Annotated in this window: 14 protein-coding genes; 2 read left to right on the top strand and 12 right to left on the bottom strand. The window is 65.3% G+C overall.

What is annotated here, in order from left to right:
• Nucleotides 1-55: 55 nt before the first annotated feature.
• From HG800_RS14015 to HG800_RS14005, 3 genes are all read right to left on the bottom strand, one after another.
• Nucleotides 56-886: a response regulator gene (locus tag HG800_RS14015; RefSeq protein ID WP_169977259.1), complete on the bottom strand. Its 831-nt coding sequence runs from the start codon at nucleotides 884-886 to the stop codon at nucleotides 56-58.
• Between the two features lie 103 nt (nucleotides 887-989).
• Nucleotides 990-2207, bottom strand: coding sequence for a hybrid sensor histidine kinase/response regulator (locus HG800_RS14010; RefSeq protein WP_169977258.1), 1218 nt, complete (start codon nucleotides 2205-2207; stop codon nucleotides 990-992).
• Nucleotides 2208-2384: 177 nt separating this feature from the next.
• Nucleotides 2385-2942, bottom strand: coding sequence for a response regulator (locus HG800_RS14005; protein WP_169977257.1), 558 nt, complete (start codon nucleotides 2940-2942; stop codon nucleotides 2385-2387).
• 487 nt (nucleotides 2943-3429) lie between these two features.
• Here HG800_RS14005 and HG800_RS14000 point away from each other — a divergent pair, with 487 nt between their 5' ends.
• Nucleotides 3430-6528 carry an Ig-like domain-containing protein gene (locus tag HG800_RS14000; protein ID WP_169977256.1) on the top strand — a complete coding sequence of 1033 codons (3099 nt, stop codon included), beginning with the start codon at nucleotides 3430-3432 and terminating at the stop codon, nucleotides 6526-6528.
• Between the two features lie 91 nt (nucleotides 6529-6619).
• On the opposite strand, the gene HG800_RS28000 is transcribed toward HG800_RS14000, so the two are convergent.
• The 6 genes from HG800_RS28000 to HG800_RS13970 form a co-directional block, all read right to left on the bottom strand.
• Complete coding sequence (locus HG800_RS28000) at nucleotides 6620-8749, bottom strand: TolC family protein (RefSeq protein ID WP_169977255.1); 2130 nt, start codon at nucleotides 8747-8749, stop codon at nucleotides 6620-6622.
• Between the two features lie 152 nt (nucleotides 8750-8901).
• Nucleotides 8902-12510 carry an ATP-binding cassette domain-containing protein gene (locus HG800_RS13990; protein WP_169977254.1) on the bottom strand — a complete coding sequence of 1203 codons (3609 nt, stop codon included), beginning with the start codon at nucleotides 12508-12510 and terminating at the stop codon, nucleotides 8902-8904.
• Between the two features lie 211 nt (nucleotides 12511-12721).
• Complete coding sequence (gene lgt / locus HG800_RS13985) at nucleotides 12722-13594, bottom strand: prolipoprotein diacylglyceryl transferase (RefSeq protein WP_169977253.1); 873 nt, start codon at nucleotides 13592-13594, stop codon at nucleotides 12722-12724.
• A 109-nt stretch (nucleotides 13595-13703) separates the two neighbouring features.
• A complete protein-coding gene (gene panD, locus HG800_RS13980; RefSeq protein ID WP_169977252.1) occupies nucleotides 13704-14105 on the bottom strand; it encodes an aspartate 1-decarboxylase in 402 nt (133 codons plus the stop codon).
• Nucleotides 14096-14995, bottom strand: coding sequence for a pantoate--beta-alanine ligase (gene panC / locus HG800_RS13975; RefSeq protein ID WP_169977251.1), 900 nt, complete (start codon nucleotides 14993-14995; stop codon nucleotides 14096-14098). Before panC ends, panD begins: the two co-directional genes overlap by 10 nt.
• A gap of 38 nt (nucleotides 14996-15033) precedes the next feature.
• Nucleotides 15034-15384, bottom strand: a complete 351-nt coding sequence (locus HG800_RS13970; protein WP_169977250.1) for a (2Fe-2S) ferredoxin domain-containing protein — start codon at nucleotides 15382-15384, stop codon at nucleotides 15034-15036.
• A gap of 314 nt (nucleotides 15385-15698) precedes the next feature.
• Here HG800_RS13970 and HG800_RS13965 point away from each other — a divergent pair, with 314 nt between their 5' ends.
• The gene (locus tag HG800_RS13965; RefSeq protein ID WP_169977249.1) at nucleotides 15699-18185 is read left to right on the top strand and encodes a PAS domain-containing sensor histidine kinase; all 2487 of its coding nucleotides are present in this window, start codon (nucleotides 15699-15701) and stop codon (nucleotides 18183-18185) included.
• A gap of 223 nt (nucleotides 18186-18408) precedes the next feature.
• Here the strand turns inward: HG800_RS13965 and HG800_RS13960 are convergent, their stop codons facing one another.
• From HG800_RS13960 to HG800_RS13950, 3 genes are all read right to left on the bottom strand, one after another.
• Nucleotides 18409-19383, bottom strand: coding sequence for an AAA family ATPase (locus tag HG800_RS13960; RefSeq protein ID WP_315852039.1), 975 nt, complete (start codon nucleotides 19381-19383; stop codon nucleotides 18409-18411).
• A 134-nt stretch (nucleotides 19384-19517) separates the two neighbouring features.
• Nucleotides 19518-20357: an FHA domain-containing protein gene (locus HG800_RS13955; RefSeq protein ID WP_169977248.1), complete on the bottom strand. Its 840-nt coding sequence runs from the start codon at nucleotides 20355-20357 to the stop codon at nucleotides 19518-19520.
• 317 nt (nucleotides 20358-20674) lie between these two features.
• On the bottom strand, nucleotides 20675-21424 hold the full coding sequence (locus tag HG800_RS13950; protein WP_235963687.1) for a lipoate--protein ligase family protein: 750 nt from the start codon (nucleotides 21422-21424) through the stop codon (nucleotides 20675-20677).
• Between the last annotated feature and the right edge of the window lie 45 nt (nucleotides 21425-21469).

The raw sequence follows: 21469 nt of genomic DNA, 5'->3' as shown, positions 1-21469 counted from the left end.
AACAGGAACAGGTTCGGGTTGGGCGGTCGATCGGAGCAGGGTCAATCGGGAGCGATCAGTGGACGTCGTCGGTGTCGTGAAGGTCGGAATCGAAGTCGAGATCGGGCTCGGGATCGACCTGGGAGTGTCGGCAGACGAAGACGAGGCGGTCGTCGTGGCGTTCGGTTTCGACGAACTCGGAAGGAAGACCGTGGAGGGATTCAGGGGTGGAGGGGGCGTCGTGGCGGAGCCAGCCGTCGCTGCGGTCTTCGATGGAGAAGACCAGGCGGTCGGATTCGAGGCGATAGTGGACCGAGGCAATCGGTCGTCCGGTGACGGAGCCTTCCTGCCGTCGTCCCCAGGAGGAGGCGGAATCCCAGAGATCGCGGAGGGCGACGATCACGGAACAGAGCGAATCGTTGGGCAAGGGGGTCCAGGCGCGGAGGAGGCTGCGGAGGCGAGACAGCTCGCGGAGCGGTTCGAGGGGGTCGCGGAGGTCGAAGCTGAAACAGCCCTCGGCGGGGCGTCGGCCAACATCCTGCCGCCAGGCGTCGGCGGCCGAGAGGGCGCGAAAGATCTGGTCGGGGGTGTAGGGCTTGGGAACGAAGTCGTTGGCGCCAGCGGCGTAAGAGCGGGCCTCGTTTTCCTCGACGCGGGCGGCCGAGACGACGACGACGGGGATGAGGGCGGTTTCTCGGGCGGCCTTGATGGCGCGACAGACCTCGTATCCGCTGAGGTCGGGGAGCATCAGGTCGAGCAGAACGACGTCGGGCCGGTGCTGGTTCAACTGTTCGAGGGCCTCGATGCCGCCGAGGGCCGACTGGGGTCGGTAGCCGCGCATCTGGACGAGCATCGAGAGCAGCGTGTTGGCGTCGGGTTCGTCTTCAACAATCAGCGCGGTCGGCATAAGACCCCCTGAGGGGGAGAGGCGGCGGGTTGGGTCAATACCGTGGAGGGCCAGTTGGCACAGGCACGACCAACGAACGTCGAACATCCAGGCCCGGAATATTCTACCCGCTCGATCCGGTTTCGGACAGCGGGGGCTGGTGCTCGGGATCGGGCTGTCTGGGCAGGGTCACGGAGACGGTGGTCCCCAGCCCTGGCGAGCTGTGGGCGGACACCTGGCCGCCGTGAAGCTCGACGAACTTCTTGACGAGGCTCAACCCGAGGCCCAGCCCGCGCTTCTGGAAGCCGAAGTTGCCTGAGGAGTGGCTTGTGGGGTCGAATTCGGTGAAGAACGGTTCGAAGATCCGAGCCACGGCACGGGCCTCGATCCCAACGCCATGATCGACGACGTGGATCACGACCTGGTCAGGGCCTTGGGGCTCGGCGAGGAGCTGGATGAGGCCACCATCGGGGGTGAACTTGATGGCGTTGGTCAGGAGGTTGACCAGGGCGTCTCGGATCTTGTCGGGATCGACCGTGACCCGGCCGAGGCCGGGGTCGTACTGGCGGTCGAGGCGCTGGGAACGGGCATGGAGGAAGGGGTGGACCTGATCGGCCACGTCGTCGAGCAGGTGGGCCAGGTCGACGGGGGCGAGGTGGAGCGATCGGCGGAAGTCCTGGGCCTTCATGAGCTTCAGGGTATCGGCGACGAGTCGGGCGAGGCGTCGGGAGCCTTCGGAGAGCTTCTCCAGGAGCTCGGCCTCGGCCTCGTCTCGGTCGGGCTTGAGCAGGCGAAGCAACTCGCTCATGCCGTGGACGAGGGTGATCGGGGTGTTGAATTCGTGGCTGGCGACTTCGAGGAAGGCGCTTTTGACCTCGTTGAGTTCCGTGAGCTCGCGATTAGCGATCGTGAGGCGATCGTTGGCGGCCTGAAGCTGCTCGACGAGTCGGCGGCGGTCGGCGATCAGGTCGTGCTGGGCGACCGCCTGATCGAGCACGGCTTCGAGTTCCTGGGGCTCCCAGGGTTTGAGGAGGAAGCGGAAGATCTCGCCGCGATTGACGGCGTTGATGACCGCTCCAATCTCGGCATAGCCGGTAAAGAGGATGCGGATAGCCTCGGGAGCCAAGAGTCGGGCCCGGGAGAGGAGGACATCGCCGCTCATGCCGGGCATGCGCTGATCGGAGAGGATGATGTGGACGGATTCACCGGCGTCGAGCAGGGCGAGCGCCGCCTCACCGCTGGAGGCTGTGAGGACCCGGAACCGACGGCGGAGCAAACCGGAAAGGCTTTCCAGGAGGCTCGGCTCGTCATCGACGATCAGCAGGGTGTGAAGACGATCCATGAGACGGACTGAACGGGGTGCGTCCTGGTCGGGAGAGCGTCGAGCGACAAGGGGAGCCGGTCTGATCGCGGGTCGCGGAAACCGAGGCGAAAGAGACGTCGAGGGTCTCGGTCCGGCATCGCGTGGAGGCCGGACGGGACGCGGTCGGGAGCGGGCAAGTCGGCCGGTCAGCGGGAATCAGGTCGCGGTTTCATCGGCGTTCCGGGGGGCTGTTTGGGTGGACGAGGAGTCCGAGGAAGACGGAGCCGGAGCCAGGGGCAAGGTGCCGCCGAGCCGCTCGATCTGGGCCTCGAGGCAGGAGACCCGGTGATTGAGCAGTTCCAGCTCCTGCTTGAGACGGAGCCGATCTTCCTCGACGGCGACGAGACGATCGTACTCGGCGGCGGCCGACCGGACGGCGTCGAGCAGTTCCTCAGGCTGCCAGGGCTTGCGGAGGAACTGATAGATGTGGCCGTGATTGATCGCCGCGATGATCGATTCGAGGTCGGTGAATCCGGTGTAGAGCATCCGGATTGCCTGCGGCATTCGGGCCTGGGCCCGGGTGAGGAAGTCGACGCCAGTGATGCTGGGCATCCGCTGGTCGGTCATGATGATGTGGACGTCGTGTTCACGAAGCAGCCGCAATCCTTCCTCGGCCCCGTGGGCCTTCAGAACGCGAAACTCGCGGCGCAGGAGGTCATGAACCGAGTCGCAAACGTCCGGTTCATCGTCGACGACGAGCAGGCAGTGCTTCATCGTGAAGGCTCAAGAGGCGTTGAAAACGGTCTGGTCGGCCGAGGGAGGAGGCCCGGTCCCGACGGACTCGGCCAGCCGAAGAACCAGCATACCAAACGACCGACGGTTCGTCGAACAGTCGCCTGCTCCGATTTCAGACGCAACGGGTCCGGAACAGATCGCCCTGGCGAGTGCTGCGACCGACAGGAAAGACTTCTTCGACAAGAATCGAACACATCATAAACGTTAAAGTAAAATCAAGTTTTTTTGTTGAAGAATCTTATGCTTTCCTGGTCAAAACTTCAGCACATCCGTCGAGATTTTTCTTCGATAAAAGCGTTGACATGAGGATTCCACCGCACGAAGCTGGCGGCGTTCTGGGCCTTCTGGGTTCGGGACGCGTTACATGAGCGGAACCGAGGTCTCATCCGATGGCTCGGGACAATCACACAAGCGTCATTAAGTAGAACGTCTCTGTTATTCGTTGATTCGTGAACAGGTGGTGAAAATGAGCGGCAACTCAGCGAAACGCGGCGCGGGTTTTCTTCTGGGAACGATCCACAATGCGGATGGCCGGCCGACGGGGAAACCGAAGGAAGTGTGTGTGGTCGAGCCGGGTACGGGGAAGGAAATCTGCCGGGTTGCCGTGGATCAAGGGGGGCGGTTTCTGCTGCGAGGGGAGGCGGTGTCGGGGAGCTCACCCGAGTCGGTCGAGTTGAGGGTGCTGTGTGATCGGGGCTCGGTGATGGGGAGGGCCGAGACGATCGTCCCGCGATCGAGTGCAAGTCAACTGCGGGTCGTCCTGGACCGGCCGGCGGCGACGATGGCTCCGCAAGCGGCCGTCGCACCGCCGCGTCCGGCCTCGGGTCCGGCGTTGGTGGCGGTGGGCACGCTCGCACGGATGGCTGAGGCGCTGAAGGGCCAGGGGATGGAGCTGGATGGACGCCCGAGAGTTCCGGCATGGGTCAATGCGTCGATTCGCGAGTTGAACACGCTGGCTGCGTTGGGGAGGAGGGTGCTGGAAGGGGATCGCGCGGCCAATCGGGCGTTTCTCCGTCTGGTCGGGGAACCAGGTCGGGGCGTCGTCCCTGGGGGATCGGGGGGTCCGTCGGGAGCGGGGGTTGCCATGACCTTCTCGGGCCGGCCGATGCGGCCGATGCCACCGGGAGGAGGGCGCGGCCGGGGTGGTCCGCGATCGTTCGGCGGTCCTCAGCCGGACGGTTCCCCGTGCATCGTCGATGCGGCGGGGGCGTTCGTGGCGACGGCGGCCGGATTCCTGCTTGATCGGTTGCGGGCGGAACGGCTGGGCGACCTGACGCAACCAGGAGCGCTGACGCGCCAGACGGCCGACCTGATCAAGGACCGGGCGTTCGCGCTCGAAGCGTTTCGGGACGACGTGCTCGACGGGCGAACGGGACGCGTCGGCGGTTTCACCGGGTGGCAACCCTCTGGACCCGGCGGCGGGATGGGTCCCGACGAGCCGTTGGATTGGCCCGATGGCGGCCCTTTTCCGGGGGGAGGTTCCGGAGGAGGGCCGATTCCGGAGGGCGGACCGATCCCTGGAGGTGGACCTGGCGGCGGACCCATTCCAGGAGGCGGAGGGGGGATTCCGGTGCCAGGGCCAGGGACGCCGAGCCCCGGTGGCGGCGGGGGCTTTCCGTGCGGGTTCTGGGTCGATTGCGTGGACGAGATTGTGGACGCGGCGTCGAATTATCAGCCTCCGGCGATGTGCCCTCGGGTTGAGGACATCGGCAGCATCAGCCCATCGGCGGTCTGTCTCGGGGCCTCGAATGTCGAGTTGGAGATCCGGCCGGTCGAGGGCCAATCATTCGGGGGGGCGGGCCAATGCTTTGCCGTGCTTCAGCGAGCATTCAACAAGAAGGTTCTGCTGGAGACGATCAGCCGCTCGTCGAACCTGATCCGAGTACGGTTGAAGGAGGCGAAGTTCTCTGGGTGCGTCGGGTTCCGGGGGACAGTTCAGACTCCTGGAAACATCGCGTTCATCGACTCCTGTTTCCGCATGGCCGGGATGTCGCGCAATCCTGTGCTCGACCTGTTCGAAGCCGGATTAGGTCCACTCCAGATTGCGTGCACGGGTCGGAACCGGCTGGACGTGGTGCCTCCTCCCCGATTGGTTTCGCTTCATGCGTCTGGTTTGGAGGGGTCGGCCAGCGGCGTGACGCAGCTTTCGCTGGCTGCTGAAGGATGTACCGAGGTGGTGCTCTCCTGGCAGATTGATTTGGGGAGCGAGAGCGGTTGGGCCGACCCGGACCAGTACATCAGAGTTGAGGTGATCGCGTCGGACGGAACAGTGGTGGGTCAGAACCTGCCGCCGGGAGGAAGCCTGGGGGTGACGGCTCGGGAGGATGAGTCGTATGTCATCCGCGCGGCATCGGTGGTCAACGGGTCAAGCTGCGGCAAGGTTGAAGGAAACATCACGATCGAGCGGTATCAAAAGGTTCACCTGACGGGGCCGGAGTCGTTGCAAGTGGGTCAGTCGGCCAACGTCACGGTGCGGATCTCGTGCCCGGCGCCGGCGGGGGGCGAGACAGTTTCGCTCTCCAGCAGCGACCCCAGCCGGCTCCAGGTTCCAGCAACGGTCGTGATTCCCGAGGGACAGGACACGAGTAGCATGTCGGTCACCGCGACCGGAACAGGGTGTCTAGATGTTGTGTTGACGGCCACCGCGCCGGGGCACCTGAGCGACTCGATGACGATTGAGGTCTTCGACACGCCAACGCTCGACGCCATTGCCCCGCAGGCCGTGCAAGCCTGTCGGACCTTCGAGCTGCAACTGACGGGCTCATGCTTCAAGGCGGGAGAGACGGTGGTGAGGGCGTCGAAGGCGGGGGAAGCGACCCGGACGCTGGAAATCCTCACCATCAGCGCGACCTCGATTCGATGCCGGGGTAGCAATTTCCCACCGGGAAGCTGGACCGTGTCGGTCACGAGTCGAGGGTTGCAGAGCAATGCACGGGTGCTCGACGTCCAGGCCATTCCCGCTGACATTGTCTCGTTCAACGCGTGGCACAACGGTGCGATTTTTGTCCCTTGCCAGGGCAACAGCGTCTGTTTGAGCTGGGAGGTGAAGGATGCTGTCCGCATCGTGATCAAGGAGAACGAACAGCCCATTCGTGACATCGAGCTTTCGACTTGTGGCACGAGTTCCGGGACCGATTGCAACCAGATCATCACGCGGCAGGCGACCTACCGGCTCGAAGCCTTTCCGGTGGGGGACGGCGCACCCACGCCCAGTCCCGACCTCACCGTGGGAGAGCGAGGGTTCCAAAGCTTCCTGCTTCAGAACAACAGCCCTGTGGACGTTGTGGTCTGGAAGATCGAAGGCTGGTATTCGAGTTCCCTGGACATTCCGCAAGACCAAAACAACAAGATCGACTTGTCTGCAGGTTCGTCGATCACACTCACCTTTTCCAACTGCGTCCCTTATCAGGTGGTCGCGATCGATAAACCGGCGGCCATCGACGCCAACCAGGATCCTTATGGCAACGCCATCGAAACCGGTTCGCTCTGGCGGTACGGATTGGTCCCGCTGATCCAATTGGTCGGCGAGTCGAACGGCGAGGAGGGGGCAGGAATCGTCTGGTGAGGGGCCAGAAGACCGAACCTCGGAGACAAAGGCAATTCAAGTCCAGGGGCCCAATCTCCGGGGTTCCTCCATCGGCGAGGGCCAGTCCCGATCAATAGCGGCCGGTCTTGTGATATTCGAGCGTGCTGAAGTGGTCGGGGGGCAAGGGGACGGTGACGGAATCGGGGGGGAGGGCGTCGATGCCGAGAGCGGCGCGGTAGTCGGCCAGGGCGGTGAAGAAGCGGTAGCCGGCGTCGACGGTCTGGGAGAGGGCGTCGGCGGTGGCCTGTTCGCGGATGTAAACGAGCAGGACGCTGCTGAGGCCCAGCTCGAAGCGGCGGCGCTCGGCCAGTTCGAGGCGGCGGGCGGCTTCATACGCCTGTTCGAGCGCGATCATCTGTCCATAGGTGGCCTGGAGCGCGGCCACGGCGTCCTTGACCTGCACGGCGATCTGGTCGCGGAGAAATTGCTGGCGAAGGCGAAGCTGGGTGATCTTGGCGTCGGCCACGCGGAGGCGTCCGCGGGGCTCGCGGCGCTGGAGGGGGACGGAAAAGAGCAACGAAGCTTCCATGATGAAGGGGGCCTTGTTGCGTTCGATCCGCTGCTCGACCTGGGCGGCGATGTCGTTGCGGTTGGTGGTCTTGGGGGGGCCGGTGTTCTGCTCGGCGTAGAGGTAGAAGTTCAGCTCGGGCAGGAGGGAGTTCTCGGCGAGGCGGCGGTCGATGTCGAGGCTCTGCGATTCGAGGTTCAAGTCGAGCATTTCGGGCCGGAGCAGGAGCGCGGCGTCGATGTCGTCGCCTAACCGATCGACGGAGGGCTTGAGCATCTGGGGGAAGGCCGGGGGAACGCGATCGGGGGACGGGATATCGGGGAATCCCCGGGCGTCTCGGTTGTAGAGGGAGAGTTCGAGCGCGGCCTGCTGGAAGCGTCGCTTGGCGTCGAGGACCATCGCCTGGCGCTGGACGATGATCCGCTGGTTGTCGACCAGCTCCAGGGGAGAGACGAGGCCGAGCTCGACCTGTCGGGCGATGGCGCGGTTGCGGTCCTCGGCGATGCGAAGGAGCTCGGCCTTGATCCAGTAGTTCTGGCCGATGGCGACCCAGTTCCAGTAGACCTTGGTGACGTCTCGGATGAGGTCGATCCGGCGTCGGGAGACGGCGGGAGTGACCTGGCGACGGGCGATCTCGGCCTGCATGACCCTGGCGCGTTCAGCGTCGATCGGGCCATCTTTGAGCAAGGGAAGTTCCATGCCGGCGACGTAGGCACCGCCGTTGAGCGTGTCGAGATACTGGTAATAGATCGGCCAGACCCCAAGGCCAAGGCGGTAGCCGGCAAAGTAGCGCGTGCCCCAGTTGGTGGATCGCTGGGAGACGAAGACGTCGTAGAGCCAGCGTTGATAGTAGCCGAGGGCCCAGTTGCGCCCTTCGGCATCGAGGCGGAGATCGAAGGGGCCGAGGACGCGCTGGAGGTCGGCGGTAGCGATGCGGGGCTGCTGGAGAATTTCGAGGAACGGGGGATAGGCGTATTCGGCCGCGACGAGGATCTCGGAGAGGCTCAAGGGGGCGGGGGGATCGGGATCGGCCACGGGAGGAGGCTGCGGAAGCAACGGGGAGAATTCGGCAAAGAGCCCCTCGGAGGGGATCAGGTCGATCGGCTCGACGAGGCTTCGGATTTCGTCCAGGTCGGGCTGCTCTCCCGGGGCAATGGGCGGCAACGGGCCGGGGGAGGCGAAGAGATCGACGTCGGAGCCGAGTCTTGGGCCGAGCTGCGCGGGAGGTCCGAAGCCGTCGGCAGGGCCGAGGGAACGAGCACCGCCGAAACTGGAGGCGCCGGGGGAATCATCCGACAGGCCGGGCAGATCGAGCGGCTTCGTCTGGGAGAAGATGGGAGGGAGCGCGCTGTCTTCTCCCACGCCGAGGACGGGACCGAGCGGTGGAGGCCCGGGTAGGGGCTGAGGTCGAAGCTGATCGGGCTGAGACAGGGGAGGCGCGACGCCCTGTGCTCGGGGCGGTCCTTCGCGCTGACCGGGCATGTCGGTGGGGGGCAAGCCGCGTTCGGAGGGCAATTCACCCTCGGCCCGAGGAGGTCCGGTCTGGCGCTCGGGAGGGATTGAGAAGGGGAAGGGGCGGAAGGGCATTTCCTGCGTGTCTTGCATCGCCAGATGCGTTTCGCCGGGCTGGGAGGCCATTCCCAGGGTCCAGGCGGAGATCGAGAGCAGGACGAGCCAGATCCGCGTGTGCATATCGTCCTCAATACGCCCCGGAAATCGGGGTGGTACGTTCAGGACCTTTGGAACACATCTTCACCAGATCCCATTCGGCTTGATGCAAAGACGTTTGGCGAGCCGAGTGCGGATGTTCCGGGGAACACGAGTGTTGAGGGAAAGGGAGCGGATCAGGAGGCGGTGACGGGTTCGTCGATTGCGACGTAAGGGGGGAAGCCGTTGATCAATCTCCAGATTTCGTAGCCGAGCGTGACGTGTCGCAAAAGGACCCAGCCCTGGACCTGGACCCCCTGCCGGAGGAAGCGCTCGGAGGGCCAGGCTTCGGGCTGACCGAGCGGGGGGCCGACGAGGACCCGGAAGCGGCCGGAGCCGTCTTCGGTCGGATCGACCAGGATGACCCGACCGGGGAAGGTGCCGACGGCCACCGACGGCCAGCCGATGAACTGGACGGCGGGCCAGCCCTCGAACTGCAAACGGACCTCGCGGCCGGGCTCGATCAGGGGCATGTCGCGGCCGTTGACGTAAAGCTCGACAGTCCGGCTCATGGGGTCGGGGTAATCGGGCACGAGCAGGGCGAGCGGATCGCCCATCTTCACGATGTCGGTATCCTGTCCAGTCAAGATGCGAAAGATCGTGCCGTCGCGGGGGGCAAGCACCAGGCGACGGCTCTGGCGGGCGAGGTCGACCTCGGCGTTGGTGACGCCTTGCTGAGCCTCGGCCAGGTCGTTCTGGGCCGTTTCGAGGTCGGCGCGGGCCGAGTCGATTCGGCTTTGCATTTCGGCTCGAACGCGATCGAGCTCGGCGCTGCGAGCGGCCACCTGCTCGTTGGCGGCGCTGACCTCTGCCTCGTTAGCGGCAAGATCGGCACGAGCCTCGGCATAGGCTTTTTCGGCAAACTGGAAGTCCTGGATTGACACTAATCCTTCGGCGGCCCCTCGGCGTTTGCGTTCGTAGTCGGGGGCGGTGGCGCGGACGCGGGCCTCGGAGGCCTGGAGATTCTGGCGGGCGATCTCGACATTCTGGATGGCGATGTCGAGCTGCTTCTGAGCGGCCGCGATGGCTCGGGTCCGGGTTTCGGTGAGGGCCGTCACGACTTCCTCGAACGCGACGCGTTTGGCGTCGGTGGCCCGGACCCGTTCTCGGGCGGCGTCGAGGAGCAATTCCAGGCGTTCGAGATAGGCGGGGTCGTTGTCTTCCAGCTCGACGATCCGGTCGCCGCGTTTGACCTGCGAACCCTCGACGACCCACCAGCGCATGACTCGGCCGTCGATGGTGGCTCGGATCGGCTGGCGGCGGTCCTGGGGGTTGAAGGCAACCACCCTGCCCTGGCCGGGAATGTTCTGCCGCCAGGGGACGAAGGCCATCGCGATCGGAGCGAGGAGGAGCAAGACGACCAGGACCTTGCTCAGGCGGCGGAGCGGCCCCATCGACTGCACGAGCCGAAGTGCCGGAAGCACCTGCTGCCGGGGAGGAATTTCGGGGGGCGTCGTCCTGAGGTTCATGTACCAGGGGCGATGGTCGTCGCGGTCGCGGTCGTCGTCGTGATCTTCGGGAGGGGCGAAGGAGTCGGGGGGGATCGGCCGGACCAGGGGGGCCTCGGGAGTCGAGGGGGGTTTGAGGGTCACGATGCGCTGGCAGCGATCGACAATGTCGGCGCTTTGGGTGACGACGACGAGGGTCCAGGGGGCCTGGGGATCGAAGACGGCGTCGAGAACCTTCGCGCGAACGCCGGGGTCGAGGGCGTCGAGGGTCTGGTCGATGATCAGGAGACGGGGGGAACTGGCGAGGGCCCGAGCGAGGGTCAGGCGGCGGGCCTGGCCGTCCGAGAGGGGAGCGCCGCCGGAGGTCAACTCGGTCTGCATGCCTCGGGGGAAGGCTTCCAGCTCTCGGAGCAGGCCGACGCGGTCGAGGACGTCCTGCACATCGTCGAAGGAGAGGGTTTCGCATCCCATGCGGACGTTTTCGACGAGCGAACCGTGGAAGACCTCGACATGGCGGACAAGCTGGACCTCCTCGCGGCGCTGGCGGGCGTGGATGTCATGATAGTCGGCCCCGTCGTAGAGGATGCGGCCGGTTGAGGGGTCTCGGAGTCCGGCCAGGATCTCGACAAGGGTGGAGCGACCGGAGGCATCGGGTCCGATCAGGGCGAGGCGCTCGCCGGGATTGATCTCCAGGTCGAGCTCGGCCAGGGCGAGGTGGTGGCCGTCGTGGATCTGGTCGTCTCGGCCGTGAGCGTCGTGATTGTGGTAGTCGTAAGCGACCTCGTGAAGCTCGATGGCGGCCCCGCGATCGGGGTCGACGCGGTGCTGTTCCCCATGTTCGTTGTGCAGCGGAAGATCGGTCAGATAGCCGAGCTTCTCCATGGCGGCCATCAGGTCGTAGAAGCCTTCGAAGTGCTTGGCGAGGGAGATCAACGAGCTGGTGCCGACGGCGACGATCAACTCGGCGGCGACCAGCTGGCCGAGCGTCATCTGGCCGCTCATGACGAGCCAGCCGCCCAGGGCGAGCATGCCGGTGATGGCGGTCACGGCCAGGATGTTGGCGTTGATGACCTGATTGAAGACGATCTGGAAGTGGAAGCGACGCGCGCGGAGCCAGTGCCGGGCGACCGAGTCGGCCCGCTCTCGGGCCAGCTCGGGACCGCTTCGGTTGCGAAAGGCGATCGGGTTGCGGGCGAGTTCTTCGAGCCAGTCGGCCGACTCGTACTTCGCGTGAGACTCCTGAATGACGGTCGCGATGGCCCCTCGGCCGGACACGAACACGACCCAGAAGCCCAGGATGATCACCACCACGTCGAAGATCAGCAGAAACGGATGGTAGAAGGCCAGCACGATCATGCCGACCAGTGCCTGAATGATGAGCGAAAGCAGGTCGAGAAAGAGAATGGAGGAGAGCTTCTGGATCTGAGCGAATTCGAAGAACCGATTGACCAGCTCGGGGCCGTGCTGGCGATCGAAGGCTTCGAGGCGGGCGCGAGGGAGACGGAAGGAGATGTCGGAGACGATTCGGACGTAAATCCGGCGCTGGATGATCTCCATGACGTAGTAGGCGATGACCCGGAAGATCATCGAGAAGACCAGCGCGAGAAAAAGCATCACCGAAAGCGAGACGACCTGTTGATAGGTCGTTCCGAGCGAGACGGTGACGACCAGGCGTTCGACCGCCACTGGGGTCGCCAGCGAGAGCAAGGCGATGACGATGGTGAAGACGACGATGGCGACGAGATCTTGCCGCTCGGGCTTCAGCAGGGCGATGAGCCGGGAAAGCGGCTTGAGGGGGACCGCGACCTCCTGTTCGAAGCGACCGCCGCGCATGCCTTCCAGGGGGGTGAGCGGCTGCACCATGGCCCATCGGACGCGATCGGCGTCGGGGCCGAGCCGCCGCTCGATTTCGTCGGCCGAGGCCCAGCGGGGAGACGGGCGTTCGCGTTGCGACGGCTCGTTGAAGATGGCGTAGCGAACCTGTCCGGCCTTGGAGGCCGTGACGAGGATCCAGCGGGGGCCGTCGTCGCGTTCGAGAAAGGCGAGCAGCGGGGTCAGGGGGTAGCTTCGGGTGAGAATCTCCTGGGCCGGTTGGTCCGAGCGCTCGATGCGCAAGCCCATCGCGGCCCCGGCCCGTTCGAGCCGGTCGGCCCAGGTCTCTTGCCAGGTGCCGGGGATGGCGCGCTCGGCCTCGGCGAGAGCGCGCATGGCGTCGGCCAGATCGAGATCGAGTCCCATCGACTGGGCGATCGCGTCGAGCGCTTCAAGGGCCGATTCTCGGATCGACGTGTGGTCCATGAGTCCGCTCGCGCCTCCGCCGCCCTGTCAGCCCCCGAGCACCGAGCACCGTTCTGTTCGGAACCCCTGCCCTGCCCTGCCCTCGTCGAATTCGAGGCTTCCAACCGAGGGCGAACGACCGGGCACGACCGAGGTTCAGGACGGCAAATGAACAGAGCTTCGTTCTGGTATCGGACGGACAGCGGATTTGATGCAGCCGGATCGGCCTGGGTCAAGGTCGGGAACGGGTCGAAGATCCTGGCGGCGAGGCCGAAGGAGCGCTCGATTCGGGGAGATCGGCAAGGCGTCCGGGAGGGCGACCGAGCAGGAAGGCCCAGAAGGCCAGCCCGCCGATCAAGAGCACGATGCTCATGTTCTGCGAGATGGTCATGCCGGCGAAGATGGCCCCTTCATCGTCGCGGAGCCGCTCGATCAGGAATCGGGTGATGGGGTAGGTCACGAGTAACAGGGCCATCACCTCACCGTCTCGACGGCGAAGCGGGAAAAAGGCCAGGAGCAAGGCCATGAGGATCAGGCCGTCGAGGGTCGAGTAGAGCTGGGTCGGGTGAACCGGGAGCGATCGAGGGGCATCGGAGGGGATCAGGCCCCCGCTGACATGGTCGAGCCAGGGAAGCGTTCCGGAGGGGAACTGGACCGCCCAGGGAAGATCGCACGTATCTCCAAAACAGCAGCCATTGAGGAAGCATCCGACCCGACCGAGGGCCACGCCGATGGCAATGGCCGGGGCCACGACGTCGAGCATCGGCAGGAACGGAAAGCGCCGCCATCGCCAGAACAGGGTGAAGCCGATCCCGGCACCGATGAGACTGCCGTAAAGGACGATCCCCCCTTCCCAGATTTTGAAAATATCCCAGAACGTGCTGATGGCCTCGCGGTGCTGGAGGACATAGAAGCCTCGGGCACCGAGCAAGCCGCCGACGATCACCCAGATGGCCAGGTCGAAGACGTCGTTGGGGTCGATCCGGGAGCGTTTGGCCAGCCAGGAGGCGAGATTCATCGCGACGATGAAGGCCAGAAACAGCATCAGGCCGAAGCCGTGGACGCGGAATCCGGTGCCGGGGATTTCGAACAGGACCTGCCACATGGTCGGCGGCGTCCGGGAAGGGGGAGAAGGGAACGGAGGACGGCGGAAGGGCTCGCCGAACGGTTGAGGAGAACGAACGATCGGATCGGCCCTGGGATCATTCGGACGATCAGGGAGTCAGAGCCGCGCGATGAGCGAGCGGCACATAGAGGGCGTCGAGCCGCTCGATGATCTGGTTCTCTCGGTCGAGCGCGACGACGCGGGGCTGATGGCCCTCGACCTCGTCGGGATCGAGCAAAGCAAAGGCCATGACGATGATGCGGTCGCCGGGAGCGCCGAGGCGCGCCATCGAGCCGTTCAGCTCGACCTGGCGAGCGCCGGGAGTTCCGGGAATGGCGTAGGTCTCGGCACGGTCGCCGGTGGCCATGTTGCTGACGAGAATCGCCTCGTACGGCAGGATGCCGACGGCGGCCATCAGTTCGGGATCGAGGGTCAGACTGCCATGATAGTGCAGGGCGCAGCCAGTGACTGCGGCCTGGTGCAGCTTGCCCTTGAGCAGCTTCAATTGCATGAAGATTCCGACGTTACGGTCGGCAAGAGGGTGTTGTCGATGAGCCGGGTGTCGCCAAACCGAGCGGCGACGAGAGCGACGGCCGGTCGACCGGCGGAAAGATCGTCGAGCGGTTCGAGCGTCTCGGCGTCGGCGACTTCGGCGTAGTCCAGTTGGGCCAGCGGCTCTAATTCTATCGCCTGGGCAAGATCCTGTCGAACCCGATCGGCCGAGCGCTCGCCCGAGGCGACGGCCTCGGCGGCGGTTTGAAGGGCTCGGGAGAGGACGACGGCGGCCCGGCGCTGATCGGCCGAGAGGTAGCGGTTGCGGCTGCTCATGGCCAGGCCGTCGGCTTCGCGGTGGGTTTCGACCGGCAGCAGGCGGATGGGCATGTTGAGGTCGTGAACCATCCGGGCGATGACGGCCAGTTGCTGGAAGTCCTTGCGGCCGAACGCGGCCAGGTCGGGCTGGACGATGCCGAAGAGCTTGGCCACGACGGTCGTCACACCGCGAAAGTGAGTCGGCCGACTCTTGCCTTCAAGGACCGAGGAGAGGCCCGGCACCTCGACAAACGTGGCGGTCGGGCCGTTCGGGTACATCTCGGCGACGGTCGGCTCGAAGATCAGGTCGACGCCCCCCTCGGCGCAACGGCGGTGGTCGTCGTCGGGGGTGCGGGGGTAGCGCTGGTAATCCTCGTTCGGTCCGAACTGGGTGGGGTTGACGAAGATCGACGTGACGAGGAAGCCGCAATGGCGTCGGCAGGCGTCGATGAGACGGAGGTGGCCGTCGTGCAGGGCTCCCATGGTGGGCACGAAGCCGATCGACTTGCCCGAGGCGCGGGCCTCAGTCACGAGGCGGCGGCACTCGGCAATGGTGGGGACGACGACGGGAGGGGGGGCGGCGTGGCTCATGAGGTGGTGGACTCGTCCCGAGCGGTCGGATCGGAAGGTTAGGAGCGGTGCGGGCAATCGGGATTGTTCAGGCAACCGTCGGCGATGACGAGGTCGTCGAGGATGCGGCCGTGAACGAGGGTCTCGGAGACGATCCGAGTCACGTCGTCCTCGGTCACGGAACCGTACCAGATGCCCTGGGGGTAAATGACGACGACCGGGCCGTGCTCGCACTGGTCGAGGCATCCGGCAAAGTTGGCGCGGGCCTCCTGGGCGAGTCCGGCGCGCTTCAGGGCCTTTTTGAAGGCGGAGCGCAGGTCGCCGTCTCCGGAAGGGTCGCAACTGCCCCGACGATGGCCGGGGTCGCGAACGTTTCCGCAAATGAACAGATGGTGGGAGTACGCGGGCATGGAAGGGGTGAGACCTCGGGGCGTTCGAACGGGAAAGAAACGAGACGAGTGAGCAGAGGGGCGTCGAACCTGGGAGGGCGTCGCGTCTTTGTCGAAACACGGACCCTTGGGAATCGCCGCAGATTGGTGCGGACCGAAGACGCGACGCACCTCGCCAAAGGAGGGAGCAATCGTCCGAAAGGGACGGGTTTTTCATGGAGGAACCGCCGGAGCGGCCCGTATACTTCAATGGTGTTCCGTTGGGGCGGATCGGGTCAAGATCGCGCCGGGTTACGAGAGCGCAACGGCTTGAGGTTCGAGGGGAGGATCGAGCCGTGGAGTCTGCCGGACAGAGACGAATCCCGGACCCGCAGGACGGTTCGGGGCTGGTGACGGCGGAATCGGTCCACTGGCCACCCCGAGCCGAGGTGGAAGACTCGCTGAGCCGTTGCCTGGGTCCATTTGCGCTGGCCTTGCTGGAGCGATCGGCGCAACCGTTTATCATTGTCGAGCTGGCTGGCACCTTGCTGCGGGCCAACCGGGCCTTTTGCGATCTGCTCGGCTACGAGCCCGAGGAGCTGATCGGCCGGACGATCGTCGGCCTGACCTCGGAACGTTGGCACGAGACGACGATCGACGCGCGCAACCGCTTGCTGGCCGAGGGGCGTCCGCTGCGGTACGAGAAGGAATACCGGGCGCGCGACGGGCGGCTGGTGCCGGTCGATCTGGTGGCCGATGTCCTCTACGATGAAGCGGACCGGCCGATGGCGTTTTTCTCGTTCATCACGGATCTGAGCGAGCAGAAAGAGGCCGAGCGCGCGTTGAGAGAGTCGGAATCGCGGTTCCGGCACCTGTTTGACGAGGCACCGTTCGGCTATCACGAGATTGATTGCGACGGCCGGATCGTGGCCATCAACCGGGCCGAATGCGAGATGCTCGGCTACGACTGCGAGGAACTGGTCGGTCGGCCGATCTTTGATCTGGTGGATCCGTCGCAGCGTGATCTGGCGCGGCAGGCCGTGGCCGAGAAGGTTGCCGGGCGTCGGATGCTGGTTCCCTTCGAGCGGACGTATCGGCGTCGGGACGGTCGGGCGTTGATCGTGATGATCCGGGAGCGCTTGCGCATTGATGCCGACGGCCGGGTGCTCGGTATTCGGACGACGGTTCAGGACATCACCGAGCAGAAGCAGATGGAAGCGGCGCTGGTTGCCTCTCGGCAACGGGCACAAGTACTCTTTGATGGAATTGAAGACGCGGTCTTCGTGCATGACACCGAGGGGAAGATTCTCGAAGCCAATCCGGCAGCGAGCCGATTGCTCGGCTACAGCCGCGACGAGCTGCTTCGGCTGACGACCTTTGACATCGACGCCGAGGGGTTTGCCGAGGGGTTCTCGGAGCGGCTGAGCCAGCAACTGCGCGACGGTCACATGCGGTTCGAAGGGACCCATCGGGCCAAGGGGGGGCAGAAGATTCCGGTCGAGATCACCAGTTCAACGATCCAGCTTGGTGCTCAGACGGCGGTGCTAGTGGTGGTTCGGGACATCAGCGAGCGCAAGACGCTGGAGGAAACCCGGCGGCGATTTGCCGAGGTGCAGGCGTCGAACGCCGAGGTCCTCTCGCAGAAGAACCGGATGCTGCTGGAATCGGAGGCGCGTTACCGGCAACTGACCGAGGCGACGCTCGACGCGGTGATTGTGGCTGACTGCGAGGGGAAGATCACGTTGTTCAACCCGGCGGCCGAACGGACCTTCGGCTTCGAGGCGTTCGAGGTGATCGGCCGTCCCCTGTCGCTGGTTCTGCTGACCCCCGAAGACGGTTCGGAGCCTGGCGACCGGAGTGATTGTACCGAGTGCGCGGCTCCGTCGGAGCGGCTGGTGGGTCGGACGGTCGAGCTGCAAGGGCGTCGCAAAGGGGGGCAACTGTTCCCCCTGGAGCTGTCGCTCAATGCGTTCGGTCAGGGGAAGGAGTTGCAGTATATTGGCTCGATCCGCGACCTGACCGAACGACAGCGAATGCGGGACATGCTGATTCAGAGTGAAAAGCTGGCCTCAATCGGCTTGCTGAGCGCAGGGGTGGCGCATGAGATCAACAATCCGCTGGCCTATGTGGCGAACAACCTCGCGGTGCTGGAGCGTGACCTGCGCGGGGTGTTCAGCCTGATTGAGACCTATGAGGAGGCTCGTCCGAAGATGGCGGACGAGGCGGTCCGCCAGATCGAGGAGGTCGAGGCCGAGCTGGACTGGGACTACGTGCGGGCCAACACCGATCGACTGATCACCCGGACCCGAGAAGGGGTGCAACGGGTGGCCAGCATTGTCTCGAACTTGCGAAGCATGGCCCGAACCGCTCCGCCGTCGAAGGAGCTGGTGCCGCTGAGCGAGCTGGTGGCCTCGGCCCTCGAAATGGCTCAGGGGCGGTTGCGCAAGGCGAAGATCACGGTCGAGGTGGATGCGCCGCCGGACCTGGCCCGCGTGCCGTGCGTGGCGAATCAGATCGCGCAGGTGATTCTGAACTTGCTGATTAACGCCAGCCAGTCGATCCAGGACCTTGACCGTCCTGAGGGCGGTCGGATTGCGATCCGGCTTCGGGATGAAGACGAGGCGCAGGTGATCGAGATCGAGGACAACGGCGGGGGGATTGAGCCCGAGCACCTGCCCCGGCTGTTCGATCCGTTCTTCACGACCAAGCCGGTCGGCGAAGGAACAGGGCTGGGGCTGGCGATCAGCCACAGCATCATCACCGGCCACGGGGGGACGATCGAGGCCGAGGGGACTCCGGGGGCAGGAGCGACCTTCCGGTTGCGATTGCCGACCACGAGTTAAGCGCGGTGCCCTGGTGCGGGCCTCGGAGCAATGGCGGATCGGCCCCTTGGATCACCGTGCAAGGGGGGGCTGGGTTCGGATCGCCACGCTTGGCGTTCTTCCGATCGGCCCCCTCACCCGGCCTGCGGCCACCCTCTCCCCCGCAGACGGGAGAGGGATGGGGAGGTCTGGCTCCCGCGCCCGAGTGCGGGGTGAGGGGTCTGGGTTCGTCGGGGAGATTGGATCAGGGGACGCGGATCGAGTCGAGGACGCGGCGGAGGAGCGCATCGGGGGAAAGGCCCTCGGCATCGGCCTCGTAGGAGACGAGCAGGCGATGGCGGAGGACGTCGGGCGCGATCGCCTTGACGTCGAAGGGGGTGACGTAGTCGCGCCCGGAGATCAGGGCATGCCCCTGGGAGGCACGCAAGAGGGCGAGGGTGGCCCGGGGGCTGGCCCCCAGCTCGATAAGCGGGCTGAGGTCGAGGCCGTATTCGAGGGGATCGCGGGTGGCCCGGATCAGGTCGACGATGTAGGACTTCAGAGCCGGGGCGACGCGGATGGCGCTGGTGGCGGCACGGAGGGATCGGACCTCGGCTGGGCCGAGCAAGGGAGGATCGGGGTCGAGGGGCGTCTGGGTGTCGGTGATGCCGGGCAGGTCGAGCATGGCCAGCTCGGCGTCGCGGTCGGGATAACGGGCCACGAGCTTCATGAGGAAGCGGTCGAGCTGGGCCTCGGGTAAGGGGTAGGTCCCTTCCTGCTCGATCGGGTTCTGGGTGGCGAGGACGAAGAAGGGGTCGGGCAGGCGGATCGTTTCGTCGCCGATGGTCACCTGGCCCTCTTGCATCGCTTCGAGAAGGGCGCTCTGGACCTTGGCCGGGGCGCGGTTGATCTCGTCGGCCAGGAGAACGCTGGTGACGATCGGGCCGTGCTTGATGTCGAAGCGGCCGGTTTGCGGGTGGTAGACCTGGGTGCCGGTCAGGTCGGCCGGGAGCAGGTCGGGCGTGAACTGGATGCGACGGAACGGGAGGTCGAGCGCATGGGCGAGGGCGCGGACGGCGCGGGTCTTGGCGAGGCCAGGCACGCCTTCGATGAGGACATGGCCGCCGGCCAGCAGGGCGATGACCATGCGATCGAGCAAGGGACGCTGTCCCACGACCCGCGCTTCCAGGCGATCGAACAGCGGGGCGAGGTTGGGCGTCGGCTCAGGATCGAGGGGCACGGGCGGATTGCTCGGAGGGTCGGCCGGGCATGGGTTCGCCGAGGAGGGTCAGCGAGCCATCGACGGGGGGCAAGCCGCGAGGGGGGAGCGAGGCGATCCTCGCTCTGGTGGCTTGCCCCTCGTGTTGGGTTCGATCAGCGGGGGGCGCGTCGGCGTTCCATCATTTTGCGAAGGATGTCCTCGGCGGCCCGGCTGGAATCGACATCTTCTTTTTTCTTGGTGACGGCGGATTCGTCTTCGGCGTCCTTCTTTGCGGCGAAGAAGGGGTTGGACTCGTCGACGAACTCTTCGGGCTCGGGGGGAGCGTCGGGGTCGTATTCGTCGTCGAGCTTGTCGTAGATGTCGTCGTCGCCCTCGGCAACCACGGGCTCGGGCTCGTCTTCGGGTTCGGCGTCCGGTTCCGGTTCCGGTTCGGCGAGGGCTTCGGGTTCCTCGGGAGCCGGAGCCGAGGGGACCTGATGATCGGACTTGCTGGCCTCCTGGAAGGAGGAGAAGGTCATGGTGTCGCCGGTGTAAACGCCGGAGGGGCGTTCGGGAGGAGCGGCGCTATCCTTGTCGGTGACGAGCCAGGAGTCGATGTCGTCGTTGCTCAGCTCGTCGAGCGAGGCGGCCTTGGCCATGGCGCGCTCGGACTTGTCGGGCGTGGTGGTGGGCGACGCGGCGACGGCTCCCTGGATGGAGATGGCGAAGGTCAGGGGGCCAACCTGCACCAGATCTTTGTTCTTGAGAACTTGATCGGTGTTGGCTTCGAGCCGCTGGTTGTTCAGGAAGGTGCCGTTGCGACTGCCCAGATCGCGCAGGACGATCCCCTGATCGGTTTGCTCAATCTCGGCGTGGTTGCGGCTGACCTGTTCGTTATTCGGGCGCAGGTGGCAACCCTCTCCTCGTCCGATCCGAAAACGGGGAGTGACCAAGGGGATGACCTTCCCCTCGGGCTTGCCTTGAACGACGATCAGCGAGACTTTCGCGCTCATACGTAGACGCCCCCATGCGTGCGCGTCGGCCGTCCCGGACGGTCCCAAGAAATGGAAACAGACGGAAGAACGAGTGACGAGAGCGGAAGCTGGGACATGAATCGAAACACAGCTCGATGGGGCCAACCGGCCCCCACCCGACGTGGCTCCGTCCGGAAGACCATTCCAAGAGGAATTGTAACCCGTTCTGCCCCAAGGCAAGGTTTGGAGGCCGGTTCAGGTCCACGGATGTGAGAACAGATCACGTCCATTATCGACGTTGAGCTTACCAGTCCGTGAATCCTTTGCAAGAGTTTCAAGCCGGAATCGCACGTAAATTACCGGCGATCGGTCCAGCCGGGGTCGCGATAGACGGCGTGGGCCAGGCGGTCGGCAGCGTCTCGCTCCGCACGCGTGAACACCTGAATGATTGGGTCAAGCTCGACTGCTTTGAATAGCACGTTTTGGACCAAATCGGCCCAGGTGGCGGGGGAAGGGATGGACTTCTCGGGTGCGAGGGCGGCCAGGCCGGGTAACTCGGGGGTTTGCTCGGAGGTGTCGAGCAAGAGGGACCCGTGCTGAAGCAACGCCCCCGCCCGACGCCGCTGGGCACTGCCCAGGACCTTCGAACCGTCCACGACGAGGTCTTCGGCGTCGCGGTCGAGGAAGCAGAGCAAGGGGCGATCGCGACCGACGCGAGCCTCGGCCTCGCCGCGACGGCGGGCGACGATCCCCCGTTCGGACAGCAAGCCAACAATGGCCTGATGGACTGCCCGATAGAGGTCCTTGGAACGTCGGGTCAGGGGGTGATTGGCCGGCAACACCAGGGCGTAGGTCAGTTCGCGATCGTGCCAGATGGCTCCTCCTCCGGTGGACCGCCGCACGAGGGCCGCCTTACGCCATCGGGGGTCGGCGTCGGCCTCGGCCCGATGCTGAAAATAGCCGAGGCTCAGGGTCGGTACCGACCATTCATAGGTGCGAAACATGGCCATGCTCGGGTCGGCAACGACCGAGTCGAGCATCCATTGATCGACGGCCATGTTCCACGGCCCGTCCCCCGCCTCGTAAGGCAAGACCCGGCATTGCATCGAGAGCGACTCCCTGAGGCAGTAGGCAGTGGGGTGGGGAAGAGC

It is taken from the genome of Tautonia rosea, from assembly GCF_012958305.1.
In the GTDB taxonomy this organism is placed as follows: domain Bacteria; phylum Planctomycetota; class Planctomycetia; order Isosphaerales; family Isosphaeraceae; genus Tautonia; species Tautonia rosea.
The sequence above is the reverse complement of the archived record's forward strand: the minus strand, read 5'-3'. Positions and strand labels throughout refer to the sequence as shown.

Excerpts from the sequence above, each read along its gene's own strand:
- HG800_RS13950 (WP_235963687.1), bottom strand. The coding sequence starts at position 21,424 with ATGCAATGCCGGGTCTTGCCTTACGAGGCGGGGGACGGGCCGTGGAAC.
- HG800_RS14005 (WP_169977257.1), bottom strand. The coding sequence starts at position 2,942 with ATGAAGCACTGCCTGCTCGTCGTCGACGATGAACCGGACGTTTGCGAC.
- panC (WP_169977251.1), bottom strand. The coding sequence starts at position 14,995 with ATGAGCCACGCCGCCCCCCCTCCCGTCGTCGTCCCCACCATTGCCGAG.
- HG800_RS13970 (WP_169977250.1), bottom strand. The coding sequence starts at position 15,384 with ATGCCCGCGTACTCCCACCATCTGTTCATTTGCGGAAACGTTCGCGAC.
- HG800_RS14000 (WP_169977256.1), top strand. The coding sequence starts at position 3,430 with ATGAGCGGCAACTCAGCGAAACGCGGCGCGGGTTTTCTTCTGGGAACG.
- HG800_RS13955 (WP_169977248.1), bottom strand. The coding sequence starts at position 20,357 with ATGAGCGCGAAAGTCTCGCTGATCGTCGTTCAAGGCAAGCCCGAGGGG.
- HG800_RS28000 (WP_169977255.1), bottom strand. The coding sequence starts at position 8,749 with ATGCACACGCGGATCTGGCTCGTCCTGCTCTCGATCTCCGCCTGGACC.
- HG800_RS14010 (WP_169977258.1), bottom strand. The coding sequence starts at position 2,207 with ATGGATCGTCTTCACACCCTGCTGATCGTCGATGACGAGCCGAGCCTC.
- panD (WP_169977252.1), bottom strand. The coding sequence starts at position 14,105 with ATGCAATTGAAGCTGCTCAAGGGCAAGCTGCACCAGGCCGCAGTCACT.
- HG800_RS13990 (WP_169977254.1), bottom strand. The coding sequence starts at position 12,510 with ATGGACCACACGTCGATCCGAGAATCGGCCCTTGAAGCGCTCGACGCG.
- HG800_RS14015 (WP_169977259.1), bottom strand. The coding sequence starts at position 886 with ATGCCGACCGCGCTGATTGTTGAAGACGAACCCGACGCCAACACGCTG.
- lgt (WP_169977253.1), bottom strand. The coding sequence starts at position 13,594 with ATGTGGCAGGTCCTGTTCGAAATCCCCGGCACCGGATTCCGCGTCCAC.